Annotated in this window: 21 protein-coding genes and 1 tRNA gene; 14 read left to right on the forward strand and 8 right to left on the reverse strand. The window is 52.0% G+C overall.

The window, feature by feature from the left end; genetic code table 11:
* Positions 1-44: 44 nt before the first annotated feature.
* Positions 45-1,307, reverse strand: a complete 1,263-nt coding sequence (gene lplT, locus ACO0LM_RS19570) for a lysophospholipid transporter LplT (protein WP_423039097.1) — start codon at positions 1,305-1,307, stop codon at positions 45-47.
* A gap of 217 nt (positions 1,308-1,524) precedes the next feature.
* Between lplT and radA the strand changes: the two genes are divergently transcribed.
* Positions 1,525-2,904: a DNA repair protein RadA gene (gene radA, locus ACO0LM_RS19575; protein WP_423039099.1), complete on the forward strand. Its 1,380-nt coding sequence runs from the start codon at positions 1,525-1,527 to the stop codon at positions 2,902-2,904.
* A 36-nt stretch (positions 2,905-2,940) separates the two neighbouring features.
* Here radA and hpnE read toward each other — a convergent pair whose 3' ends face one another.
* Both hpnE and hpnD read right to left on the reverse strand, forming a co-directional pair.
* Entirely contained in the window at positions 2,941-4,308 is a 1,368-nt protein-coding gene (gene hpnE / locus ACO0LM_RS19580) for a hydroxysqualene dehydroxylase HpnE (RefSeq protein WP_423039101.1), read from the reverse strand.
* Positions 4,301-5,134: a presqualene diphosphate synthase HpnD gene (gene hpnD / locus ACO0LM_RS19585; RefSeq protein WP_423039103.1), complete on the reverse strand. Its 834-nt coding sequence runs from the start codon at positions 5,132-5,134 to the stop codon at positions 4,301-4,303. The genes hpnE and hpnD overlap by 8 nt, the downstream gene beginning before the upstream one ends.
* 356 nt (positions 5,135-5,490) lie before the next feature.
* On the opposite strand from hpnD, the gene ACO0LM_RS19590 reads away from it, so the two are divergent.
* Positions 5,491-6,342 (forward strand): hypothetical protein, encoded by an 852-nt coding sequence (locus tag ACO0LM_RS19590; protein WP_423039105.1) that lies wholly within the window; start codon positions 5,491-5,493, stop codon positions 6,340-6,342.
* Between the two features lie 124 nt (positions 6,343-6,466).
* Here the strand turns inward: ACO0LM_RS19590 and ACO0LM_RS19595 are convergent, their stop codons facing one another.
* The 3 genes from ACO0LM_RS19595 to hpnC all read right to left on the reverse strand — a co-directional run bounded on the left by ACO0LM_RS19595 (position 6,467) and on the right by hpnC (position 8,630).
* On the reverse strand, positions 6,467-7,192 hold the full coding sequence (locus tag ACO0LM_RS19595; protein ID WP_423039107.1) for a M24 family metallopeptidase: 726 nt from the start codon (positions 7,190-7,192) through the stop codon (positions 6,467-6,469).
* A 24-nt stretch (positions 7,193-7,216) separates the two neighbouring features.
* Positions 7,217-7,501 (reverse strand): hypothetical protein, encoded by a 285-nt coding sequence (locus tag ACO0LM_RS19600; RefSeq protein ID WP_423039109.1) that lies wholly within the window; start codon positions 7,499-7,501, stop codon positions 7,217-7,219.
* A 301-nt stretch (positions 7,502-7,802) separates the two neighbouring features.
* The gene (hpnC, locus tag ACO0LM_RS19605) at positions 7,803-8,630 is read right to left on the reverse strand and encodes a squalene synthase HpnC (RefSeq protein WP_423039111.1); all 828 of its coding nucleotides are present in this window, start codon (positions 8,628-8,630) and stop codon (positions 7,803-7,805) included.
* Positions 8,631-9,033: 403 nt separating this feature from the next.
* Here hpnC and ACO0LM_RS19610 point away from each other — a divergent pair, with 403 nt between their 5' ends.
* Both ACO0LM_RS19610 and ACO0LM_RS19615 read left to right on the forward strand, forming a co-directional pair.
* Entirely contained in the window at positions 9,034-10,260 is a 1,227-nt protein-coding gene (locus ACO0LM_RS19610) for an efflux RND transporter periplasmic adaptor subunit (protein ID WP_423039113.1), read from the forward strand.
* The gene (locus ACO0LM_RS19615; protein ID WP_423039115.1) at positions 10,257-13,352 is read left to right on the forward strand and encodes an efflux RND transporter permease subunit; all 3,096 of its coding nucleotides are present in this window, start codon (positions 10,257-10,259) and stop codon (positions 13,350-13,352) included. Before ACO0LM_RS19610 ends, ACO0LM_RS19615 begins: the two co-directional genes overlap by 4 nt.
* Here ACO0LM_RS19615 and ACO0LM_RS19620 read toward each other — a convergent pair.
* Entirely contained in the window at positions 13,336-13,617 is a 282-nt protein-coding gene (locus tag ACO0LM_RS19620; protein ID WP_423039117.1) for a hypothetical protein, read from the reverse strand. The genes ACO0LM_RS19615 and ACO0LM_RS19620 overlap by 17 nt on opposite strands.
* A 37-nt stretch (positions 13,618-13,654) precedes the next feature.
* Here ACO0LM_RS19620 and ACO0LM_RS19625 point away from each other — a divergent pair.
* The 5 genes from ACO0LM_RS19625 to lon all read left to right on the forward strand — a co-directional run bounded on the left by ACO0LM_RS19625 (position 13,655) and on the right by lon (position 19,944).
* Positions 13,655-13,741: transfer RNA gene (locus ACO0LM_RS19625), tRNA-Leu, on the forward strand.
* A gap of 28 nt (positions 13,742-13,769) precedes the next feature.
* Positions 13,770-15,119, forward strand: a complete 1,350-nt coding sequence (gene tig, locus ACO0LM_RS19630) for a trigger factor (protein ID WP_422988023.1) — start codon at positions 13,770-13,772, stop codon at positions 15,117-15,119.
* 15 nt (positions 15,120-15,134) lie between these two features.
* On the forward strand, positions 15,135-15,761 hold the full coding sequence (gene clpP / locus ACO0LM_RS19635; RefSeq protein WP_422988022.1) for an ATP-dependent Clp endopeptidase proteolytic subunit ClpP: 627 nt from the start codon (positions 15,135-15,137) through the stop codon (positions 15,759-15,761).
* A 246-nt stretch (positions 15,762-16,007) separates the two neighbouring features.
* Positions 16,008-17,273, forward strand: a complete 1,266-nt coding sequence (gene clpX / locus ACO0LM_RS19640) for an ATP-dependent Clp protease ATP-binding subunit ClpX (RefSeq protein WP_422988021.1) — start codon at positions 16,008-16,010, stop codon at positions 17,271-17,273.
* Between the two features lie 253 nt (positions 17,274-17,526).
* A complete protein-coding gene (gene lon / locus ACO0LM_RS19645) occupies positions 17,527-19,944 on the forward strand; it encodes an endopeptidase La (protein WP_422988020.1) in 2,418 nt (805 codons plus the stop codon).
* Positions 19,945-20,102: 158 nt separating this feature from the next.
* On the opposite strand, the gene lexA is transcribed toward lon, so the two are convergent.
* Entirely contained in the window at positions 20,103-20,759 is a 657-nt protein-coding gene (lexA, locus tag ACO0LM_RS19650; RefSeq protein WP_422988019.1) for a transcriptional repressor LexA, read from the reverse strand.
* 264 nt (positions 20,760-21,023) lie between these two features.
* Here lexA and rpsF point away from each other — a divergent pair, with 264 nt between their 5' ends.
* The 5 genes from rpsF (at position 21,024) to ACO0LM_RS19675 (ending at position 24,086) form a co-directional block, all read left to right on the forward strand.
* Positions 21,024-21,392 (forward strand): 30S ribosomal protein S6, encoded by a 369-nt coding sequence (gene rpsF, locus ACO0LM_RS19655; protein WP_422988018.1) that lies wholly within the window; start codon positions 21,024-21,026, stop codon positions 21,390-21,392.
* Between the two features lie 31 nt (positions 21,393-21,423).
* Complete coding sequence (priB, locus tag ACO0LM_RS19660; RefSeq protein ID WP_422988017.1) at positions 21,424-21,723, forward strand: primosomal replication protein N; 300 nt, start codon at positions 21,424-21,426, stop codon at positions 21,721-21,723.
* Positions 21,724-21,732: 9 nt separating this feature from the next.
* The gene (gene rpsR, locus ACO0LM_RS19665; RefSeq protein WP_110252960.1) at positions 21,733-22,017 is read left to right on the forward strand and encodes a 30S ribosomal protein S18; all 285 of its coding nucleotides are present in this window, start codon (positions 21,733-21,735) and stop codon (positions 22,015-22,017) included.
* A 26-nt stretch (positions 22,018-22,043) separates the two neighbouring features.
* Positions 22,044-22,496: a 50S ribosomal protein L9 gene (rplI, locus tag ACO0LM_RS19670; RefSeq protein ID WP_422988016.1), complete on the forward strand. Its 453-nt coding sequence runs from the start codon at positions 22,044-22,046 to the stop codon at positions 22,494-22,496.
* Between the two features lie 201 nt (positions 22,497-22,697).
* The gene (locus ACO0LM_RS19675; protein WP_423039119.1) at positions 22,698-24,086 is read left to right on the forward strand and encodes a replicative DNA helicase; all 1,389 of its coding nucleotides are present in this window, start codon (positions 22,698-22,700) and stop codon (positions 24,084-24,086) included.
* Positions 24,087-24,126 lie beyond the last annotated feature (40 nt).

Raw genomic sequence — 24,126 nt, forward strand, 5'->3', positions numbered from 1 at the left:
GCAGGCGCGTCGGTATGCCGGAGTTGATGCTTCAGTGCTTGTGCTCAGTGTTTGTGTTCACCAATCAGTGCCAGCGAATCAAATTCGCGCTGATTGGCGGCATGCTTGCGCATCACCAGATACATGGTGCTGGCAACGAACATGCCAAACAGCACGATCACTACCAGAATATCCAGGTTCAGCGATACCATCAGCGCATACAGCGCCAGCATGGTCAGCACCGACAGGTTTTCATTGAAGTTTTGCACGGCGATGGAATGTCCAGCGCTCATCAGCACGTGGCCGCGATGTTGCAGCAGCGCATTCATGGGGACCACAAAATAACCCGCCAGCGCACCTACCAGTATCAGTAGGGGGTAGGCAATCCAGACATCATGCACGAACACCATGGTGGTCACGACCAGGCCCATGGTGATGCCCAGCGGCATGACGCTCAATGATTTTTTCAATGGCACAAAACGCGCTGCTGCCACTGCACCGAGGGCAATGCCGACCGCCACCACACCTTGCAGGACGGCCGCCCTGTCGAGTTGCATGTTCAGAGATCTTTCTGCCCATTTCAAAACGATGAATTGCAGCGTTGCGCCGGCACCCCAGAACAGGGTGGTCACTGACAGTGAAATCTGGCCTAACTTGTCTTTCCACAAGATCGTGAAGCAGCCGGCAAAGTCGACGATCAGTCTGATGGGGTTACGTTGCTGGTGTTCGTAGCGGGCACCAGTGTCCGGGATGCGCATATTGAACAGGGCCGCCAGTCCATAGCAGGCGGTGATGACGCACAAGGCTGCTTCAGACGGTGTCGTGATGTTGAAATCAAGGATGGGGAAATCAAAGTGCAGCAAGGTACTGGATATCTGCGGGTTCACCAGCGCACCGCCCAATACTGTACCCAGGATGATGGATGATACCGTCAGGCCTTCTATCCAGCCATTCGCAGCGACCAGTTTTTCTGGCGGCAGCAATTCTGTCAGGATGCCGTATTTGGCGGGTGAATAGGCAGCAGCACCAAAGCCCACTACCGCATACGCGAGTAAAGGATGGACATTGAAGAACATCAGTGCGCAGCCACCGACCTTGATCATATTGGTCATCAGCATGACCTTGCCCTTGGGCAGGGAATCTGCAAAGGCACCAACAAAAGCGGCCAGCAAAACGTAAGACAGGACAAAGAATAACTTCAACAGCGGCGGCATCCAACTCGGAGAGTGCATGGACGCCAGCAGTGCCATTGCGGCTATCAGTAAGGCATTGTCGGCCAGTGATGAAAAAAACTGCGCCGCCATGATGGTGTAAAAACCGCTTTTCATGCTTTATTCATGCTTGATATTTACCTGCTACAAAATGTCACTGGCATGCTTTATACCATGAAAATTGCGGCGAATTTGTGAAATAGGGCAAGCTAAATCACGAATACTGGTTAAAATATCAGTGTTTGCGTTGGCATGTTTGACGGGCATCAAATGTCAATAGCAGGTTTCACCTGTCATGCTGGTATGGCATTCCAACAACTTTATAGCGCTCAAAATGGCAAAAGCAAAAACCAATTACACCTGCACCGAGTGCGGTGGCGTCGTCAATAAATGGGCTGGCCAGTGTCCGGCCTGCGGGCAGTGGAATACCCTGGTCGAAACCATCGTAGAGTCTGTCGGCAATCGCTTCTCTGTTAAACCGCAGGGGCTGGCGCAATCGGCACCGGTATTGAACCTGGCTGAAATTGAAGCCATCGATGTACCGCGTTTTGGCACTGGTATTGATGAATTTGACCGCGTGCTGGGTGGCGGTCTGGTACCGGGTGGCGTGGTGTTGATAGGTGGCGACCCTGGCATCGGTAAATCAACACTGTTGTTGCAGGCACTGGCAAATATGGCGCGCATAAAAAAAGTGCTGTATGTCAGCGGCGAAGAATCCGGTGCACAAATTGCGCTGCGCGCCAAACGTCTGGTGCTGGATGCCAAGGATCTGCAATTGCAGGCCGAGATACAACTTGAAAAAATCCTGAATACCCTGGCAGAACACAAGCCACAGGTGGTGGTGATTGATTCCATACAAACCATGTATTCAGATGCGCTGAGTTCGGCACCCGGCTCGGTCGCCCAGGTGCGTGAATGTGCCGCGCAATTGACCCGGGTTGCCAAGACCATGGACATCACCATGATACTGGTCGGCCATGTCACCAAAGAAGGTGCGCTGGCGGGGCCAAGGGTGCTGGAGCATATTGTTGATACGGTCTTGTATTTTGAAGGGGATACCCATTCCAGCTTCCGCCTGGTGCGGGCCATCAAGAACCGTTTTGGTGCTGTCAATGAGCTGGGCGTGTTTGCCATGACAGAAAAAGGCCTGAAGGGCGTATCCAATCCTTCAGCCCTGTTTTTATCGCAGCATGATACCCAGGTCGCCGGGTCTTGCGTCATGGTCACGAAGGAAGGCACGCGGCCTTTGCTGGTTGAGATACAGGCCCTGGTTGACAGTTCGCACGCACCGAATGCACGTCGTCTGTCTGTCGGGCTGGAGCAAAACCGTCTGGCCATGTTGCTGGCGGTGTTGCACCGGCATGCAGGCGTGGCGGCGTTTGATCAGGATGTATTCATCAATGCCGTGGGCGGCGTCAAGATTGCCGAGCCTGCTGCCGACCTGGCAGTGCTGCTGGCGATTAATTCATCCATGCGCAACAAACCCTTGCCGCGCGGGCTGGTGGTGTTTGGTGAGGTTGGCCTGGCTGGTGAGATACGGCCAGCACCACGCGGGCAAGAGCGTTTGCGTGAAGCGGCCAAACTGGGGTTTTCTATCGCCATGATACCCAAGTCCAATGCGCCCAAACAGAAGATCGAGGGTTTGACGATTATTGGCGTGGACCGTATCGAAGAAGCTTTGACCAAGATACGCGAGGTTGATGATGCGAGCTGAGTTGACCTGAGTTTAGCCAGGTTGACCCAGGTTGCGCTATTTGGATTTCAAAAATGCCAGCACCGCCTTGCTGGCTGCAACACCGCTGCGGACAGCGCCTTCCAGCGTCGCCGGATAATCACCCTTGGTGTAATCACCGGCCAGAAACAGACCGGGGCTGGATGTCTGGTTGTCTGGCCTTGTCAGCCCGGGTGTGCAACTGAAGGTCGCACGTTTTTCTGAAATGCATTTATGCCATAGCGGTTGCAGCAAGGTGTGCATGCCCAGGCTAGTGGCCAGTTGCGCCGCGATGTCTTGCGCCAGTTGCTGCTGATCCAGGGCACATGCCTGTTCAGATGCGCTTACCACCACGGCCAGTAAACCTGCCTGAGCGTCGTGCAGTTGGCCGCGGTCAAATACATATTGCCCCCATTTACTTTGTGCCGCGTCATCCAGCAAGGCCAGCATAGGGCGTGGCAAACGCAGGGTCTGTTCATATTGCAGATAACAGGTGGTGATGGCTTCGTAGCTGAAGGCCGGCATGGCGCTGGCGTGGCCGGGTAAGGTTTGCATCAGCCGTTCGGCATTGGCGAAATCGCTGGCCAGGATGACGGTGTCGAATACCGGCAGATCGACGGCGGTTGTTTCACTGTGTTTGATATCCAGTTGCCATTTAGCTTCTGCATTCTGGTGCAGGGCCTGGACAGCGTGTCCCATGATCACCTGGCCGCCATGTTTAGTCACCAGGGCAGCTGCTTTTTCGGGGAACAATGCAGACAGGTCAAGCCGTGGCAACAGCATGTCAGATGCGGCGCGGCTTGCACCCAGGCTGTCGCGCAGCACATTCATAAATACCTGGGCCGAGGCGCGTTCAGGCGGGGTGTTCAGGGCGGCGATGCAGAGTGGGTTCCACATCAGGCGGCACAGACGCTCGGTCTGGTCGAAACGTTGCAGCAATTCACTGACACTGCAATCTTCATGCAAGCGCCAGTTCATCCAGCGCGCTGTCGTGGAAAAACGGGCCAGTGCCTGTTTATCGGCAAAACTCAGGCCTGTGGTTTTCCATAGCGCCACCAGCATATGCAAGGGCGCTGGCAGCCTGGGGGCAATGAAACACATGCCATCTTCAAGCTGCGGGTAGACCATTTGCAGCGGCAATTTCAGCAGCGCCTGATCCAGGTCCACGCCAGCCTTGCGCATCAGGCGCAGGCTTTCACTATAGGCACCCAGCAAGATATGCTGGCCATTGTCGAGCTGATGACCATGCAGGTTCACACCACGCGCGCGGCCACCGGGATGGCGACCGCTGTCGATCAGGGTGACCTGCATGCCCGCTTGCGCCAGTTCAAGCGCCGCGGCGCAACCGGCCCAGCCAGCACCGATGATGGCGACTGACGTGGCTGGCGTCCTGCTCAGCTTAGCCACGGATGTAGGTCTTCCAGGCCAGCCACAGCTTGCGTATGGGTGTCAGTGAAATGCGCTGGTTCAGCACATGGAAGCCATCGCGCTGTATCTCGACCAGCAGGGCACGATAAATCGCTGCCATGATCAGGCCGGTTCTTTGCGCCTTGCGGTCTTCTGGCGGCAGCAGGGCAAAGGCTTCGTCATATAGGCGTTGCGCACGTTCGTACTGGAATTGCATCAGGCTTTCAAACTGGGTGCTATGGCGTGCATTCAAGATATCCGCAGCCGTGACAGAGAACTGCTGCAATTCATTCACTGGCAGATAGATCCTGCCTTTGCGCGCATCTTCGCCCACATCGCGGATGATATTGGTCATCTGGAAAGCCAGGCCCAGTTTTTCAGCAAATTCACGGGTTTGAGGATGTTGAATGCCAAAAATACTGGCAGATAAGATACCGACCACGCCAGCGACATGCCAGCAGTATTTTTGCAAGGCGGCAAAATCCAGATAGCGGGTCTGGTTCAAATCCATTTCCATGCCATCGATGATGGCTTGCAGATGCGTGCCATCCAGCTGGTACGTTGCCATATGCGGCAACAATGCCTTGGTTACCGGATGGGTGGGTTGTTGCGCCAGCATGGCCTGGATTTCTTTGCGCCACCAGCCCAGCTTGCTGCGCGCTACCATGTCATCCGTGCTCTCGTCCACCACATCATCGACCTCGCGGCAAAAGGCGTATAGCGCAGTAATGGCACGGCGCCTTGCAACTGGCAAAAACAGGAAGCTGTAATAAAAGCTGGAACCACTTTGTGCAGCTTTTTGCTGGCAATATTCGTCTGGAGACATGCTGGATAGTCTGGGATAGTCTGAATTGTTCAGGGAAAATCTGGTTAAAGGGAGGCCGCTAAGCTTAAAAAATATGGCCAAAAAGAGGTAATGCTAGCAAACTGCGGCAAAGCGCACAAATACAGATGCCTTGCGAAAGTCTTTATTTATTGTGATGCGAATTTACTCCAATTTACCTGTGTCTGGCAGAGTGAAACATTGGTTTAATGGTACTATGCGCCGTAACAGAATGTAATCACAATGAAGAATTGTCTCCTTTGGCAACGCTAGCTCGTATAATAGTGGGCGCATTATAGTGCGCTCCGTCATACCGGGGCGCTGCTTTTGGAAAAATTCTATCAATCCGGACGAATATCTTGAATAAATCGAAACTTTTAGGAATTATAGCTTGCCTGGCACTTGTCCTCGCTGGTTGCGGTGGCTTTGTATACACCACGGTGGGTGGTACTGTAACGGGACTCACCTCGGGTGATACCCTTAAGTTGCGAAATGAAGCCGGCTACACCCAGACTCTGACAGCAGATGGTAGCTTCTCATTCAATGTTGCCAGTAACGGCAGCTATGCGATCACTATCCTGTCACAACCAAATACAGTCAACTGTACCGTGGTAAACGGTACAGGCAAAATGACCGGTGAAGCTGCGGTCAAGAATATTATTGTTACTTGTGTCCCGAATGTGCCTATCGGCGGTACCCTGGCCGGCCTGGCAGACAGCACTTCGCTGGTACTGGTGAATAATAATTCCGGCTTGACGGCCACCGTGTCGACAAATGGTACTTTCCTGTTCGGTAATTATGTGGTCAACGGTGATGCGTATGCGATTGCCGTGGGTATTCCCCCAGCAGCGCAATACTGTACCGTTGTCAATGGCACCGGCACGGCCAACATTCTGAATACGGCAGCGGCACTGACATCTGTTGTGACCTGTGTGCCTGCGGTGCCAGTCAAGTTCACGGTGACAGGCCTGACAGCTGGCACCATACTGACCATGGTCAATACCGCCAATGCCTACGCCGACAAGTTCTCGGTGACACTGGATGGTACCTATGGCTTCAACTGGAGTCTGCTCAATGGCGTGTCTTATGTCACCGCAGTGGATACCCAGCCTAGCGGCCAGACCTGTAAGGTAGCCAATGGTACGGGTATCATTGATTTCAATAATCCTACTGCTGCCGCCAACATCACGGTGACTTGCACCAAGAGCTGATGCGGCATTTGCCTGCACTTGTGCAGGCAAATGAAGTGTAGAAGTAAACGAAATACAGCCACGCGTATGCATGGCTGTATTTTTTTATGGTGTATTCAAAAGCTGCGGTAAAAGATGGGCGCGCTTACAGTTCTTCCAGGCGACCCTGGGCGTTGAAGTAAAAAATGCCTTCATGCTTAAAGCCCCATTTGCCACCTTTCAGGCGTATGAAGGGTTCAAAGCTGAAAAATGGGACTTCACCCAGCTCTATCTTGTTGTCTGAGTGTATGAATTCACGGTCGTCCTTGTTGATGACGATGCTGTGACCGACATTATTGCGATAATCCAGATTCACAAAACCGTTTTGGCGTATGCGCAGGTTGGCCCAGTCGAATAACTGACCGAAGGTGGTTTTCGGGGTCACCATTTCCGGCATTTGTGCATGCAGGTGCTTCAGGAAGCTGAGGCCATTGCGAAATTCCAGCATTTGCGGCGCATGGGTGACCATGCCGTTTTCTACCGGAAAAGAGCGCGCGCAATCGCCCCAGTATTGTTCATTGGTGGGGCTAAGATCAACCGTGATCAGGTTGGCGCTGCCAACCTGCTCGGTGCCGGGTTGATAATCGCGGCCAGAAATCGAGACACAACTGCGGGACCCCAGCAAAACCAGGGCCGGGCACTGGTGGTACCAGGTGTCGGCATAGCCGCATTCACACAGCATGGCATAGGCCTTGTCGGCAATGCTTTGTTCGGTATCTTTGGCGGTAATGATGCCTGCCAGACGTTCCAGTACCGCCTTGGCGGCAGCCTGGACTACACGGTGTTGCTCAATTTGTGTCTCTGTCGGCATGATGGCTTTGGTGGTGAACAATATGTTTACTCGGTGAACTTATGGCTACGGGTTGCGATGGCGGCTGCCGGCATCATCTTTGTCGCTACGCTCATTACTATCTATATTGCTGTCGGTATCAGTATTGTTGCCATCGTCATCCGCCTTGTTGCTGGTCCCTGGGGTAATTGCCCTGACGCCGGCACGTGTCACATCCACTGCCGTGCCCACCACTGCGCTGCCAACTTTGACCGTAGTGGATACTGCCGCATCAGCAATCGCAAGGACAGTGCAGCCGTTCAAGGAAAGCAGGCAAAGCAGCAGCGCACTGCGGGTTATATAAGTTAGCAAAACTGGCTCCGGTTTTTGGTAGGAGGGAAGAGGATGATGCAGCGCCCAGGGCGGTAATGCATGCATGAGAATGATCGTGACAAACAATTCCCTGTCATTTCATATCAAGCTTAGTGCATGCAGATTATTTTAAGTTCATTCTGTAATAACTACTATGTCTATCCGTATAAATTCGGATTGATTTGTTACCAATCGTTGCGTTTGTTTACATCGGCAAGAAAAAACTGTCCAGATGCAGGTGCAAGTCAACTGACGTCCTACATGTGTTCCGCATGTGCCTTGCATGTGCCCTACCTATGTTTTACATGTGACAGGCGCGCCATACCAGTCTTATCCAGTCTGTTTTGCCCAGTTTGGGGCGCTGATAAAATACATCGGCTTGTACTTGCTCGATTTTTTCCAGTATGCGCAAACCACCCTGTACCACCAGTCGTAATTCCCAGCCCAGCCTGCCTGGTAATCGTTTCGCCAGGCCACTGCCGGACAGCATCAGGTTACTTGCGCGGGCAATCTGGAAGCGCATGAGATTGCGCCAGTCTTCATTCAGCACGCCGTTGGCAATCTGTTGCTCGGCAATGCCAAAGCGGCTGAGATCATCCTGCGGCAGGTAGATGCGCTGTTTTTGCCAGTCCACGGCTACATCTTGCCAAAAATTGATAATTTGCAGGGCACTGCAAATGGCATCCGAATCACGCAAATTGTCTGCACTGGCTTCGCCATACAGATGCAGCATCAGTGTGCCCACCGGGTTGGCCGAGCGTGCACAATAATCCAGCAGGCTGGGAAAATCGGCATACCGGGTCGTGACCACATCCTGTTTAAAGGCTGACAGCAAGTCACGAAAACATTGCAGTGGCAGGTCATATTTGTGTATCACCGCGGCCAGCGCCTTGAATAGTTGTGATTCGCTGCTACTATTTTTCTCTATGCAATCAAGTTCGGCTTCATAGACGGCCAACTGGCGCAGTCTTTCTTCAGGGCTGGCATCGCCTTCATCCGCGATATCGTCGGCGCTGCGGGCAAAGGCATAGATGACATTCACCGCAGGCCGCAGCCTGGCCGGCATCAGCAGCGAGGCGACCGGAAAGTTTTCGTAATGCTTGGAGGGCTGGGTAGGTGCAGCAGGCATATTGAGTGATGGTTGTTCAGATTGTGTACCGGATACGCCGTAATTCAGGACGATTTATAGGCAAAAATTCAATAAAAATAGGCAAAAGTTCAATAAAAAGCTTAATGACTGAAAAGTCATTGGCAAAAACAAGATGCTTAACTATAATTACTAACCGCAAAGTCAGTTATTTGATGGTAGCAGAAAAATATTCTAAAAGATCAAGAAATCTGGGCATGTCTGAAGTCCGGCAAGATTCATTCTCTTTAACAGGGTTTACGCAAAATTGTCCCAAAAGCTGCGGTCGGGCGCTGAAGTAGCTGTAGCCGCATCGCATAAAGAGGCAGTTTTGGGCAAATCCTGTTTAGGTTTTTTACTCGTTTCATCCCGGCTTGGAAAGCCTGCATAGTAAAGGAAAACTCCTGTGTTAACACCAGAAACTACCAATCATCCTCAGGCACGGCAACTGGCTGGCAGGCGCGTAGCCACTTACGCCTTTGCTCTTGCTGCTGCGAGCCTGTTGCTGGCTTGTTCCAAACCTGCTGAAAAAACCGAAGACATCCGCCCGGTAAGGACGATTACCCTGGCATCCAGCAATGTTGATATCAATTCCGAATTACCTGGCGAAGTCAGACCACGTATCGAATCTCGCCTGGGTTTTCGGGTTGCCGGCAAAATCGTTACCCGCAAGGTCGATGTTGGCACTGTGGTCAAACGTGGCCAGGTGCTGATGCAGCTTGATCCGCAAGACCTGGCCTTGGCCCAGATGCAGGCCAGGGCCGGATTGGCAGCGGCAGAAAGCAACCGTGACCTGGCAGTGGCAGAACTGAAGCGTTATCAGGACCTGCGTTCCAAGAATTTTGTTGCTGCTTCCGTTCTGGACGGCAAAGAAGTAGCAGCCAAGTCTGCCCAGTCCAGCTATGAACAAGCCCAGGCGGCCTATAAAAACCAGGCCAACCAGTCTGGCTATACCAGCCTGGTGGCAGACGTGGATGGTGTGGTCACCGGTTTGGATGCTGAAGTGGGGCAGGTAGTGACTGCCGGCACGCCGGTAGTCCGGGTTGCGCAAACGGGTGATCTGGATGTCGTGGTCGGCATTCCGGAAGACAAGATCAACTCCATCCGTCAGATGACTGATGTCAATGTGCGCCTGTGGGCCAGCCCTGGTCAGACTATTCCTGCCAAACTGCGCGAATTGTCACCGATTGCCGATCCGGTTACCCGCACCTTTACTGCCAAGGTCAGTCTGGGTGGCGATGTCAAGAATGTGCAACTGGGCATGACGGCCTTTGTCAGCTTCAATGCCAAAAATCCAAATGCCGCGATCAAGGTGCCGCTGACAGCGATGTTCCAGGAAAAGAATGCCTCCTCGGTATGGGTGGTTGAAGCTGGTGTGGTCAGGCTGGTGCCGGTGCAGGTCGCCGGTTCATCAGGCGAAGAAGTATTGCTGGCTGGTGGTGTCAAGCCGGGCCAGGTAGTGGTGACTGCTGGTGTCAATCAACTGAAAAATGGTCAGAAAGTGACTATCCTTGGCGTTGAAGTACCTGCCAATGCCGCTGCTCCTGCGGCCGCTTCTGCCATTCCTGCTGCCGCCACTCCTGCTGCTGCGCCAGCCAAAGTGGCTGATGCCGCTTCAGGAGTCACCAAATGAGCGATTCTTCCCGTGGATTCAATTTATCCAGGTGGGCGCTTGAGCATATACCGCTGACGCGTTACCTGATAGTCGTGCTGCTGCTGGGTGGCATACTCAGCTACAGCAAGCTGGGGCAGGATGAAGATCCGCCGTTTACTTTCCGTGCCATGGTGGTCAGGGCCATCTGGCCAGGTGCCACTGCCTTGCAGATGGCCGATCAGGTGACCGACAAGCTGGAGAAAAAACTCCAGGAAACACCGTATATCGACAAGATACGCAGCTACTCCAAACCGGGCGAAACCCTGATCATTCTGCAATTGCGTGAATCGACACCGCCCAAGGAAACCGCGCAGTCCTGGTATCAGGTGCGCAAGAAGATAGGCGATATCAAGGCGACCCTGCCGCCAGGCGTGCAGGGGCCGTTCTTCAATGATGAATTCGGCGATACCTATGGTTCGATCTTTGCCCTGTCTGGTGATGGCTTCAAGTATGAAGAAGTGAAGGAATATGCCGATTACGTGCGTCAACAATTCTTGCGCATTCCTTCCGTCTCCAAGGTTGAATTGTTTGGGGTTCAGGATGAAAAAATCAATATTGAATTTTCCCAGAAAAAATTCTCGCAACTGGGTATTCCCTTTGATGCGGTAGTCGGGCAAATCAGCTCACAGAACGGTATCGAGGGTACCGGCGTGCTGACCACATCCAGCGACAACCTGCAAGTGCGTGTAACCGGTGCATTGATGACGGTGAAGGACCTGGAAAGCCTGCAATTGCGCGCTAACGGAACCACCTTCCGCCTTGGCGATTTTGCTACCGTCAAGCGTGAATACAAGAACCCGCCGCAAGACAAGATGCGCTTTAACGGTAAAGAAGTGGTGGGTCTCGGTATCTCGATGGAAAAAGGTGGCAACATCATCGAGCTGGGTAAGAATCTCCAGCATGATGTCGCCATTATCAAGGCCAAATTGCCAGTCGGTATCACGCTGGAGCAAGTGTCCAACCAGCCAGATGCGGTCAAGTCATCAGTCGGTGAATTTATTCATACCCTGATCGAGGCGGTAGTGATCGTGCTGGCGGTCAGTTTCCTGGCGCTGGGCTTGCATACCAAACCATTCCGTCTGGATATCTGGCCGGGTCTGGTGGTGGGGTTGACGATACCATTGGTATTGGCGATCACCTTCCTGTTCATGCGTATTTTGGATATCGATCTGCACAAGATATCGCTGGGGGCGCTGATCATTGCGCTGGGCTTGCTGGTGGACGATGCTATTATTGCGGTCGAGATGATGGTCAGGAAAATGGAAGAGGGCTTCTCGCGCTTTGACGCCGCGACCTTTGCCTATACCTCCACCGCGATGCCGATGCTGACCGGTACCCTGATCACGGCAGCGGGCTTCTTGCCGATTGGTCTGGCCAAGTCTGCTGCGGGCGAATATACCTTCTCCATGTTTTCCGTGAATGCGCTGGCCCTGATTATTTCCTGGCTGGCAGCGGTTATCTTTACGCCTTATCTTGGTTACCTGTTGTTGAAGGTGAAGCCGCACGGTGGTTCTGGTGGCAGCGAGCATGAGATATTCGATTCACCGTTTTATAGCCGTTTCCGTGCCCTGGTGAACTGGTGTGTGGAGTGGCGCAAAACCACCATCATCATTACGCTGGGTGTGTTTGGTCTGGGTGTATTCGGGTTCAAGTTTATTGAGCAGCAATTCTTCCCTGATTCCAGTCGCCTGGAATTGATGGTTGAACTGTGGTTGCCTGAAGGCTCATCTTTTGCCGCGACGGAAGCGCAAGCCAAGAAATTTGAAGCCTTCGTCCAGAAGCAAGAAGGTGTGGATAGCGTTACCAGCTACGTCGGTACTGGCAGCCCGCGCTTCTATTTGCCACTGGATCAGATTTTCCCGCAGACTAACGTGTCGCAGATCGTGGTCTTGCCCAAGGATTTGAAGGCGCGCTCGGCGTTGCGCCTGAAAATCATCGATGCCTTTAAAAAGGATTTCCCTGAGGTGCGCGGTCGCGTCAAGCTGTTGCCGAATGGACCTCCAGTTCCTTACCCTGTGCAATTCCGCGTTTCTGGCCTGGAAGTGACTAAAGTCAGGGAAATCGCTGATCGCGTGAAAGCGATTATGCGCGCCAATGCCAATACCGTTGGTGTGAATGACAACTGGAATGAATCCGTGAAGGTGATCAGGATAGATCTTGATCAGGACAAGTTGCGCATGCTGAACATTACCTCGCAAACGGTGATGCGTGCTGCCAATACCATCTTGACCGGCACCACCGTTGGCCAGTTCCGTGATGGCAACAAGCTGATCGACATCGCGGTACGTCAGCCGGTGGATGAGCGTTCGACCGTAGAAGCGCTGGGTAATGCCAATATTCCAACTGGCAGTGGCAAATACGTGCCTTTATCACAAGTCGCCCGCATTTCCCTGGTATGGGAGCCTGGCGTGGTCTGGCGTGAAGGGCGCGAATGGGCCGTCACCGTCCAGTCTGACGTGGTGGATGGTATACAGGGGCCAACTGTATCCAGCCAGATTTCACCGAAGCTGGATGAAATCCGCGCCAGCCTCTTGCCTGGTTACAAGATAGAGCTGGCCGGCGCGGCAGCCGATAGTGGTAAGGCACAGGAATCGATTGCAGCCAATGTGCCATTAGTGGTGTTTATTATCTTTACATTGCTGATGTTGCAACTGCATAGCTTCTCGCGTTCCTTGCTGGTGTTCCTGACCGGGCCTTTGGGTGTGGCCGGTGCGGCCATGGCCTTGCTGATATTGCAACGCCCATTCGGTTTTGTCGCCCAGTTGGGTGTGATCGCCTTGTTCGGCATGATCATCCGTAACTCGGTGATTCTGATCGACCAGATCGAGCATGATATCCGTGAGGGGGCTGCGCCGTGGGATGCCATCGTGGAATCGGCGGTACGCCGTTTCCGCCCCATCATCCTGACGGCTGCCGCTGCAGTGCTGGCGATGATACCTTTGTCGCGTTCCGTATTCTGGGGGCCGATGGCGGTAGCCATCATGGGTGGCTTGATCATCGCGACAGCGCTGACCCTGCTGTTCTTGCCGGCATTGTATGCGGCCTGGTTCCGCGTCAAGAAACCAGCCTGATCCCTGTGGATGTAGTCTGATCAAAAAAAGCCCTTGCCTGTGTTGTATACAGGCAAGGGCTTTTTTGGTTTGTAGGTGGCCGGGCAGGGCGGGTAATGGTTAATAAGGGCAGGTAGGGGTTTTTCGGCGTCTGTAAAAAAATACGGCACATGCGAATAAAATCCAGTAGAATATCGGGCTGGAGTTGTAATGCCACATACATCAGTTTTGGGCGACGCTTGAATTTCGGGTCGCCCTTTGCTTTTGTACCGGCCGTGCGGAACATGGTCTGACACGATGTCGGTATGCAACATAAACATCCCGCGAGGATGGCGAAATTGGTAGACGCACCAGGTTTAGGTCCTGACGCCAGCAATGGTGTGGGGGTTCGAGTCCCCCTCCTCGCACCACAGAATTTTTACTATTTGGACGATTTTCATGGCAACTGCAGTCGAAACTTTAGATAAATTGGAACGCCGCTTAACGATTTCTTTCCCGATCGCTGACGTGCAATCGGAAGTTGAAAAGCGTTTGAAAGTGCGTGCACGTACAGCAAAAGCGCCTGGTTTCCGTCCTGGTAAAGTGCCGATGAAAATGGTGGCTGCCCAGTATGGCTATCAAGTCGAAACAGAAGTGCTGAACGACAAGGTCGGTCAGGCTTTCTCAGTCGCCGCCAATGAAAACAAATTGCGCGTTGCCGGCTACCCAAGCATAGAACCAAAATCCGGTGCTGATGTTGCCGAAGGCAGCCTGGCATTTGATGCAACATTTGAAATTTATCCAGAAATCAGCGTCGGCGATCTGTCTGTTGCTGAAGTGGAACAAGTTAAGTCCGAAGTGACTGATGTTGAAATCAACAAGACTATCGACATCCTGCGCAAACAACGTGTGCATTTCCACGTTAAAGGCGAGCAGGGCGCGCATGGCGACGGCGGTGCAGACCAGTCCGCACAAAGCGGTGACCGCGCTACAGTCGATTTCGTTGGCAAGATCGACGGCGTCGAATTTGCTGGTGGCAAGGCCGATGACTTCACTTTCGTTCTGGGCGAAGGCCGTATGTTGCCTGAGTTTGAAACAGCAACCATCGGTTTGAAAGTGGGTGAATCCAAGACTTTTCCATTGGCTTTTCCAGAAGATTACCATGGCAAGGATGTTGCCGGTAAAACAGCAGAATTCACTATTACGCTGAAAAAACTGGAATGGGCGCACATGCCTGAAGTAGATTCCGAGTTCGCAAAAATGCTGGGCGTGGAAGATGGCGATCTGACCAAAATGCGTACCGACATCAAAGACAACCTGGAGCGCGAAGTGCGTGGCCGTGTCAAATCCAAGACCAAAGAAAGCGTCATGGACGCGCTGGTCAAGGCGGTTGAATTTGACGTGCCCAAGAGCCTGGTTGCCCAGGATGGCGAGCGTCTGGCAGAAATGACACGTCAGGACATGGCGCAACGCGGCATGAACGTTAAAGATGTACCATTCCCGGCAGAATTGTTTGCTGCTCAGGCAGAACGTCGCGTACGTCTGGGCTTGATCCTGGCTGAACTGGTCAGGGTCAACAACCTGCAGGCAACAACCGAGCAAATCAAGGCGCAAGTTGAAGATTTCGCCCAAAGCTACGAAGACCCACAGCAAGTCGTTAAGTATTATTTTAGCGACCGCAACCGTCTGGCTGAAGTCGAAGCCCTTGTATTAGAAGAAAACGTCGTTAACTATGTGTTGGGTAAAGCGAAAGTCACAGACAAGGTTCTGCCTTTCGACGAATTGATGGGTAACAACGCACAAGCGTAACAAAAAGGAAATCACATGACAGGCATCATCCGTAATTCGGCACTGGACACAAATATGCTGGGCATGGTGCCTATGGTGATTGAGCAGAGTGGCAGAGGTGAGCGTGCTTACGACATCTATTCCCGCCTGCTCAAGGAACGTGTGATTTTTCTGGTTGGCCCGGTCAATGACCAGGCTGCCAATCTCATCGTTGCGCAATTGCTGTTTTTGGAAAGCGAAAATCCAGACAAGGATATTTCCCTTTACATCAACTCTCCTGGCGGTTCGGTATCGGCCGGTATGGCGATTTATGACACCATGCAGTTCATCAAGCCCGATGTATCGACGCTGTGTACGGGTCTGGCGGCATCCATGGGTGCCTTCCTGCTGTCAGCTGGTGCCAAGGGCAAACGTTTCTCCCTGCCAAATTCCCGTATCATGATTCACCAGCCTCTGGGCGGCGCGCAAGGTCAGGCTTCTGATATTGAAATCCAGGCACGCGAGATCTTGTATCTGCGTGAACGTCTGAACGGTATCCTGGCCGAAAACACAGGCCGTAGCCTGGAGCAGATCGCCAAAGATACCGATCGTGACAATTTCATGTCTGCCGATGCAGCAGCGGAATACGGTCTGATCGATAAAGTTTTGACCCATCGCGCGTAAGCAGCATAGAAAAAATAAAACGCCCGCTCCTCGATGGTTCGGGCGTTTTTTTATTCTGCTCTATAATGTCGACGTGGGCTTAACTGTAATTCGACTGCAATAGGTGGTTGCCATGACGAAAGCCGTTTTTGCAGGTAATATGCGTACGGAAGAAGCTTGGGGCAGGTCGCATGGGTGTTTTGTCATCCTCGCTGTGCTGTTGACCTCGGTTTCATAGATTAATTTTGTTTATTTTATATACGTATCATGCCCGATAAAAAATCCTCCAGCGGAGAAAAGTTGCTCTATTGCTCGTTTTGCGGCAAGAGTCAGCATGAGGTTAAGAAACTGATAGCAGGGCCATCCGTATTTATTTGCGATGAGTGTATCGATTTGTGCAATGACATCATTCGTGACGAAGTGTCCGAAATTGATAATATTGCCAGTGCAAAAACCGAGCTGCCGACACCGCAGGAAATCACCGATCTGCTGGACCAGTACGTCATTGGTCAGCTCAACGCCAAACGCATTCTGGCAGTGGCGGTGTACAACCACTACAAGCGTCTGAAGCACCTCGGCAAGAAAGATGATGTCGAACTGGCCAAGAGTAATATCTTGCTGGTGGGCCCGACTGGTTCCGGCAAGACCCTGCTGGCACAAACGCTGGCACGCATGCTGAATGTACCTTTCGTGATCGCCGATGCAACCACGCTGACCGAAGCCGGCTATGTCGGTGAAGACGTTGAAAACATCATTCAAAAGTTGCTGCAGAATTGCAACTATGAAGTTGAACGCGCGCAAAAGGGCATCGTTTATATCGATGAGATTGACAAGATATCGCGTAAATCTGACAACCCGTCAATCACCCGTGACGTTTCCGGTGAAGGCGTGCAGCAAGCCTTGCTGAAGCTGGTTGAAGGTACCATGGCATCGGTGCCGCCACAGGGTGGTCGCAAGCATCCTAACCAGGATTTCATCCAGATCGATACCACCAACATCATGTTTATCTGTGGTGGTGCGTTTGACGGCCTGGCCAAGATCATTTCCGACCGTTCTGAGCGCAGTGGCATAGGTTTCTCTGCCAGCGTCAAGAGCCAGGCAGAAAAGAGCGCCAGCGACGTCATGCAGGACGCAGAACCACAGGATCTGATCAAGTTTGGTCTGATTCCTGAACTGGTCGGTCGCCTGCCTGTGATTGCTACGTTGAATGAACTGGATGAAGCGGCACTGATACAAATTCTGGTTGAGCCTAAAAACGCCCTGATCAAGCAATATGCAAAATTGCTGGAGATGGAAGGCACGGAACTGGAAATCCGTCCTGCTGCCCTGCAGGCCATAGCCAAGAAGGCGATTGCCCGCAAGACCGGCGCGCGTGGCTTGCGTTCCATACTGGAACACGCCTTGCTGGACGTTATGTATGACTTGCCTAGCCATCAGAATGTAGAGAAGGTGGTCATTGATGAAAATACCATCACCAATGGCGCGAAACCCTTGCTGATTTACCACGAACAACCCAAAGTCGCCGGTGCCTGAGTCACCTGCTTGATGTGGTAGCAAAAACATGATGGGGAGGCAACTCCCCATTTTTTATTGGTTTCCCTCGCTTTATTTCTTCGTTTTAATTTGATTCGAAGTACAATGATTTAACAAAATAATTACAGCTTCAATCGTAAAGCTACCCGGGGAAGCTCTCTGTGTGGCTTTTTTTATTGTTTTTTCCCGGAATGGGCTTGTGTTTCCGCCCAGTGCGCCAACATTGTTAACCAGTATTTATGAAAGGTGCGCCATGACGACTACTCTGATAACCGAACAAACCCAACTGCCGTTGTTGCCACTGCGTGATGTTGTTGTATTCCCGCACATGGTGATTCCTCTGTTTGTGGGGCGTCCAAAATCCATCAAGGCTTTGGAAGCTGCCATGGATCAGGGCAAGAGCATTATGCTTGCCGCTCAGAAAGCCGCTGCCAAGGATGAACCTTCGGCAGATGATATTTATGAAATTGGCTGTATTGCCAATATCCTGCAAATGCTGAAGTTGCCGGACGGTACCGTCAAGGTACTGGTCGAAGGCGCTCAACGTGCGCGCATACACAAGATCCATGATTCCGAATCCCATTTTTTCGCAGACCTGACACCCGTCGCTCTGGATGAAGGTGACGAATCCGAAGTGGAAGCGATGCGTCGCGCCATCGTTCAGCAATTTGATCAATACGTCAAACTGAACAAAAAAATCCCGCCAGAAATCCTGGCATCCCTGTCCGGTATCGACGATGCCGGTCGCCTGGCAGATACCATCGCTGCCCATCTTCCATTGAAGCTGGAACAGAAGCAGGTCATCCTGGAAATCTTCAGCGTCTCCAAACGTCTTGAGCATTTGCTGGGACAACTGGAAGGCGAACTCGACATCCTGCAGGTTGAAAAGCGTATCCGTGGTCGCGTCAAGCGCCAAATGGAGAAATCGCAGCGCGAGTACTACCTGAACGAACAGGTCAAGGCCATCCAGAAAGAATTGGGTGAAGGTGAAGAGGGTGCCGATATTGACGAGCTGGAGAAAAAAATCCTGGCCGCCAAGATGCCTAAAGAAGCCCGCGACAAGGCACAGAATGAGTTGAAAAAACTCAAAATGATGTCACCGATGTCGGCTGAAGCCACCGTCGTGCGCAATTACATCGACACCATCGTCAATCTGCCATGGAAGAAAAAATCCAAGGTCAATAATGATTTGACGAATGCTGAAAAAGTATTGGAAGACGAACACTTTGGCCTGGATAAGGTTAAAGAACGCATCCTGGAATATCTTGCAGTACAACAGCGCGTTGACAAGTTGAAAGCACCTATCCTGTGCCTGGTTGGTCCTCCGGGTGTGGGTAAGACCTCGCTGGGGCAATCCATCGCCCGTGCCACGAACCGCAAGTTCGTGCGTATGGCTCTGGGTGGCGTGCGTGACGAGGCTGAAATCCGTGGTCACCGCCGTACCTACATCGGCTCCATGCCAGGCAAGATTTTGCAAAGCCTGTCCAAGGTTGGTGTGCGTAATCCGCTGTTCTTGCTGGATGAAGTGGACAAGATGGGCGCTGATTTCCGTGGCGATCCATCTTCTGCCTTGCTGGAGGTATTGGACCCTGAACAAAATCATACTTTTTCGGATCATTACATCGAAGTCGATTTCGATCTGTCCGACGTGATGTTTGTGGCGACCTCCAATTCCTACAATATCCCGCCAGCTTTGCTGGACCGGATGGAAGTGATACGCCTGTCGGGTTATACCGAAGATGAAAAAACCAGCATTGCCCAACGCTATTTGCTGCCTAAACAAATCAAGAACAATGGTTTGAAAGAAGGCGAAATCACCGTGGCAGAAAGTGCTTTGCGCGACATCATCCGTTATTACACCCGTGAAGCCGGTGTGCGTTCGCTGGAAAGGGAAATCTCCAAGATTTGCCGCAAGGTCGTGAAAATGCTCTTGCTGAAAAAGACCGAGAAAAAAGCCACAGTCAATTCCAAGAACCTGGATAAATACCTGGGTGTGCGTCGCTATGACTTTGGCGTCGCCGTCAAGGATAACCAGATTGGCCAGGTTGTCGGTTTGGCCTGGACTGAAGTGGGCGGCGATTTGCTGACCATAGAAGCCGTAGCCATGCCGGGCAAAGGTGGTGTCATTCGTACAGGTACCCTGGGCGATGTCATGAAAGAATCGATCGAAGCAGCCCGTACTGTGGTACGCAGTCGCGCCAAGCGTCTGGGTATCAAGGCCGATGTGTTCGAGAAGAGTGACATCCATATCCACGTACCCGAAGGTGCAACACCGAAAGACGGCCCGTCTGCCGGTATTGCCATGACCACGGCGCTGGTGTCCGTATTCACCGGCATCCCGGTTCGTGCTGATGTCGCCATGACAGGTGAAATCACATTGCGCGGCGAAGTATTGCCTATCGGTGGCTTGAAAGAAAAATTGCTGGCTGCACATCGCGGTGGTATCAAAACCGTGTTGATACCAGAAGAAAATGCCAAGGATCTGACAGAGATCCCGGACAACGTCAAAAACAAACTGGAAATCATCCCGGTTCGCTGGATAGACAAAGTCCTGGAAATCGCACTGGAAACCCAGCCTGTTCCTCTGGTCGACGAGCCAGTCCCCGTAGCTGCCGCCGCAACACCGGCAACGCCAGAAACACCGGCGGATACGACAGTGGTGAAACACTAGGCTTAGGGGGTGTCGGCGTATGCCGGCAGACTCTGCTAGCCAATAAAGAAAAGCGCCCGATTTCTAATCGGGCGCTTTTTTATTGATGTTGGCATAAAAGTTTGAGGACGAGCCAGGCGTGATCCGGATGAGAGGGGAGGATCACACCCAGGCTGTCCTCAAACCCAGTTTCTCATCAGGCCGACTGCCAGGCCTTCCAGAGCAAAATCTTCTTCGGTATCGCCGACCCTGATGATGGGGTAATCCGGGTTTTCTGGCATCAGTTCAATCAGGTCGCCGGTTTTCTTGTAGCGTTTGACGGTGACATCATCGCCCAGGCGGGCGACGACGATCTGGCCATTGCGGGCGCTGTCGGTTTTTTTTACGGCCAGCAAATCACCATCAAGGATGCCGGCATCGCGCATGGACATGCCGCGTACCTTCAGCAAAAAGTCAGGCTTGGCAGAGAACAGGGCGGGGTCCACATGGTAGGTGGATTCGATATGTTCGCTAGCCAGTATCGGCGAACCGGCAGCGACGCGGCCAACCAGCGGCAGGCTCAGTTGCATCAGTGCCGGATGCGGTAGCGCCATCTGTATGCCGGGGATGTGGCTGGACAGTGCGGATTCCAGCAGGCGTATGCCGCGCGAGGTGCCAGCGGCAATCTCGATCACACCCTTGCGTGCCAGTGCCTGCAAATGTTCTTCGGCCGCATTGGTGGAGCGGAATCCCAGTTCAGCGGCAATTTCTGCGCGGGTAGGCGGAAATCCGGTATTTTGGATGGCATCCTTGATCAGGTTAAGTATTTGTTCCTGGCGGGCAGTCAGTTTTAGCATGGCGTTTTCTAATGTGAATGTGCTGTATATGCAAGCAGTCTGTATTTTTATACAGTAAAGCTGAATATGCAAGTCAAAATCCGCAGAGAGTGGCAAAAATGTGAAAAATATCCTCATTCAAACAGGTGAATGAGGTGTTTGCTTGGCTAAGTCACTGATCTAATTGATCAAAATGAAAAACTGGGTTATTATTGTCGGCTTTCCTCTTCCCGCACTCGTCTTGACGCCGAGGCGGGCTATTTTTATTGTCCACAAGGAGAATATATGCGTCATTATGAAATCGTATTTATCGTACATCCCGATCAGAGCGAGCAAGTTCCTGCAATGATCGAACGCTACAAGGCAAGTGTTGTAGCGCGTGGTGGTCAAATCCATCGCGTTGAAGACTGGGGCCGTCGTCAACTGGCTTACATGATTCAAAAACTGGCGAAAGCGCACTATGTTTGCTTGAACATTGAATGCGATGCCGAAACTCTGCTCGAGTTGGAAACAGCATTTAAATTCAATGATGCTGTCTTGCGTCACCTGACAGTCAAACTGAAAAAAGCAGAAGCAACACCTTCTCCAATGATGAAAGCTGTTCAGAAGGAAGATGCTGCAAAAGCGCAACGTGTTGAAGCGCCTGCTGCTTAATTATTCATTGACAGAGGTCGTGTAAAAAATAGTGAATCAGCTGAAGCTTGTAGCCCGGATCGTAGAAAAAACCGCATTGCGGTACACACCGGCCGGTATACCGATAGCTTCTGCGACATTGATGCACAGTTCGGAAACTCGTGAGGCGAACGCAGTTCGACAGGTCGAGTTTGAAATTTCAGCAGTTGCGGCAGGGGAGATTTCCCGCCAATTCAATGAAATTGCACTGGATGTGCCGGTGGAATTTACTGGTTTTTTAGCACGCAAAAATCGCAATAGCAAAAGTCTCGTTTTTCATGTCACTGAATTCGGGACACCTTTACTAGATTAGGAGCCAAAAATGGCATTCGGTAAAAAATTCGACAAAAGCAAATTGAAGCAAAAGCGTCAGCAACAAAATCCTTTGTTCAAGCGCAAAAAATTCTGCCGTTTCACAGCGGCACATGTAGAAAAAGTTGACTACAAAGACATCGACACACTGAAAGACTTCGTGCAAGAAAACGGCAAAATCATGCCTGCACGTCTGACAGGTACTAAAGCGTTGTACCAGCGTCAAGTTGATACAGCAATCAAACGTGCACGTTACCTCGCGTTGCTGCCATACACTGATTTGCACACAGCGTAATTGACGACAAGGTAAAGGAGAAAAATATGCAAGTTATTCTGTTGGATAAAGTCGTTAATCTCGGCAATCTGGGTGATGTAGTTCGTGTAAAAGACGGCTATGCCCGTAACTTTTTGATTCCTCAACGTATGGCTCGTCGTGCAACGACAGTTGCCGTTGCTGAATTCGAAGCAAAACGCGCTGAACTGGAAAAAGTAGCAGCCGCCAAATTGGCAGCAGCACAGGCTCAAGGTGAAAAACTGTCCGGTTTGACAGTGCAAATCACCCAGAAATCTGGTGTTGATGGCCGTTTGTTCGGTTCCGTTACTAACTTCGATATCGCTGACGCCCTGACAAAACAAGGTTTCGCGGTTGAAAAAGCACAAGTGCGTCTGCCACAAGGTCCATTGAAGATCGCTGGCGATCACAGCGTTTCCGTTGCATTGCATACGGACGTAGTGGTTGACGTGATCGTTGCTGTACTGGGCGAACACGCCTAATTTGCTGCTTGCAAATTGCTGAAGAAAAAGCCGGGAATTCCCGGCTTTTTTGTTGTGTGCGGGATATTTTTCCTGGTTTTGTTGCTTACGGGATATTTGTTGCAGCGTGATTAGACGCTTGTCACAATCTTGTCACAAACAAGCTTGTTTCCCTCACGTTGTATTGTCTGGCAATTTGAATTAACGGTTATAATGCGCGCCATGAAAGCTGGTTCTGATCCTCAAGTTGACGCGATACGCGTTCCCCCCCATTCCATAGAAGCAGAGCAATCTGTCCTAGGCGGCTTGTTGCTTGACAATGCCGCCTGGGATCGTATCGCCGACTTTATCAGCGAAGAAGATTTTTATCGCTATGACCATCGCATCATTTTTCAATGCATGGTCAAGCTCATCAATGCGTCCCGTCCTGCTGACGTGATTACCGTGTTCGAAGCCCTGAGTGGCATGAACAAGGCCGAAGATGCAGGTGGCCTGAGCTACCTGAATGCCCTGGCGCAAAACACCCCCTCGGCCGCGAATATACGGCGCTATGCCGAAATCGTGCGTGACCGTGGCGTATTGCGCAAGCTGATCACGGTATCCGATGAAATCGCTGGCAATGCCTTTAATCCGCAGGGTAAGGAAGTCAAGCAAATGCTGGACGAGGCCGAATCCAAGATTTTTGCCATCGCCGAAGAAGGTGCCCGTGGTGCCCAGGGTTTCCAGGCCATCCAGCCCTTGCTGACCCAGGTGGTCGAACGTATTGATGAACTGTATAACCGCGACAATCAAAATGATATTACCGGTGTACCTACCGGTTTTGCCGATCTGGATAAAATGACTTCCGGTCTGCAGCCTGGTGATCTGATCATTGTTGCCGGTCGTCCCTCCATGGGCAAGACTGCGTTTTCGCTGAATATCGGTGAAAACGTGGCGATCGAGAGTGGTTTGCCAGTTGCCGTGTTTTCCATGGAGATGGGCGGCACCCAATTGGCCATGCGTATGCTGGGTTCGGTGGGGCGTCTGGATCAAAGCCGCCTGCGTGTCGGCAAGCTGACAGATGAAGACTGGCCACGCCTGACGCATGCCATCCAAAAAATGAATGATGCACAGTTGTACATCGATGAAACCCCGGCGCTGAGCTCGATAGAATTGCGCGCCCGTTCGCGTCGTCTGGCCAGGCAATGCGGCAAGCTGGGCCTGGTGATTGTCGATTACTTGCAACTGATGTCTGCCAACTCTGCCGGTGAAAATCGTGCGACCGAGATTTCTGAGATTTCCCGAAATCTGAAAGGTCTGGCGAAAGAATTGCATTGCCCGGTGATTGCCTTGTCACAGTTGAATCGCTCGCTGGAGCAGCGCCCGAACAAACGTCCCGTCATGTCCGATCTGCGCGAATCAGGCGCGATCGAGCAAGATGCCGACGTCATCATGTTTATTTATCGCGATCAGGTTTATAACCCCGATTCACCGGACAAGGGTACCGCAGAAATTATTATCGGTAAGCAGCGTAATGGCCCGATTGGTAGTGTGCGCCTGACCTTCCTGGGTGAGTACACCAAGTTTGATAACTATGTAGGTAACCTGTCGATTTACGGCGATAACGAATAAGTTGTAAGAACGTGTTTACGGGCACCAGGAATTTTTGTTT

The organism is Undibacterium sp. Di26W, from assembly GCF_049340265.1.
GTDB lineage: Bacteria > Pseudomonadota > Gammaproteobacteria > Burkholderiales > Burkholderiaceae_D > Undibacterium.

Excerpts from the sequence above, each read along its gene's own strand:
- ACO0LM_RS19615 (WP_423039115.1), top strand. The coding sequence starts at position 10,257 with ATGAGCGATTCTTCCCGTGGATTCAATTTATCCAGGTGGGCGCTTGAG.
- hpnD (WP_423039103.1), bottom strand. The coding sequence starts at position 5,134 with ATGTCTCCAGACGAATATTGCCAGCAAAAAGCTGCACAAAGTGGTTCC.
- ACO0LM_RS19675 (WP_423039119.1), top strand. The coding sequence starts at position 22,698 with ATGAAAGCTGGTTCTGATCCTCAAGTTGACGCGATACGCGTTCCCCCC.
- radA (WP_423039099.1), top strand. The coding sequence starts at position 1,525 with ATGGCAAAAGCAAAAACCAATTACACCTGCACCGAGTGCGGTGGCGTC.
- hpnC (WP_423039111.1), bottom strand. The coding sequence starts at position 8,630 with ATGCCTGCTGCACCTACCCAGCCCTCCAAGCATTACGAAAACTTTCCG.
- lplT (WP_423039097.1), bottom strand. The coding sequence starts at position 1,307 with ATGAAAAGCGGTTTTTACACCATCATGGCGGCGCAGTTTTTTTCATCA.
- lon (WP_422988020.1), top strand. The coding sequence starts at position 17,527 with ATGACGACTACTCTGATAACCGAACAAACCCAACTGCCGTTGTTGCCA.
- clpX (WP_422988021.1), top strand. The coding sequence starts at position 16,008 with ATGCCCGATAAAAAATCCTCCAGCGGAGAAAAGTTGCTCTATTGCTCG.
- rpsR (WP_110252960.1), top strand. The coding sequence starts at position 21,733 with ATGGCATTCGGTAAAAAATTCGACAAAAGCAAATTGAAGCAAAAGCGT.
- ACO0LM_RS19620 (WP_423039117.1), bottom strand. The coding sequence starts at position 13,617 with ATGTTCCGCACGGCCGGTACAAAAGCAAAGGGCGACCCGAAATTCAAG.
- rpsF (WP_422988018.1), top strand. The coding sequence starts at position 21,024 with ATGCGTCATTATGAAATCGTATTTATCGTACATCCCGATCAGAGCGAG.
- clpP (WP_422988022.1), top strand. The coding sequence starts at position 15,135 with ATGACAGGCATCATCCGTAATTCGGCACTGGACACAAATATGCTGGGC.
- lexA (WP_422988019.1), bottom strand. The coding sequence starts at position 20,759 with ATGCTAAAACTGACTGCCCGCCAGGAACAAATACTTAACCTGATCAAG.
- tig (WP_422988023.1), top strand. The coding sequence starts at position 13,770 with ATGGCAACTGCAGTCGAAACTTTAGATAAATTGGAACGCCGCTTAACG.
- rplI (WP_422988016.1), top strand. The coding sequence starts at position 22,044 with ATGCAAGTTATTCTGTTGGATAAAGTCGTTAATCTCGGCAATCTGGGT.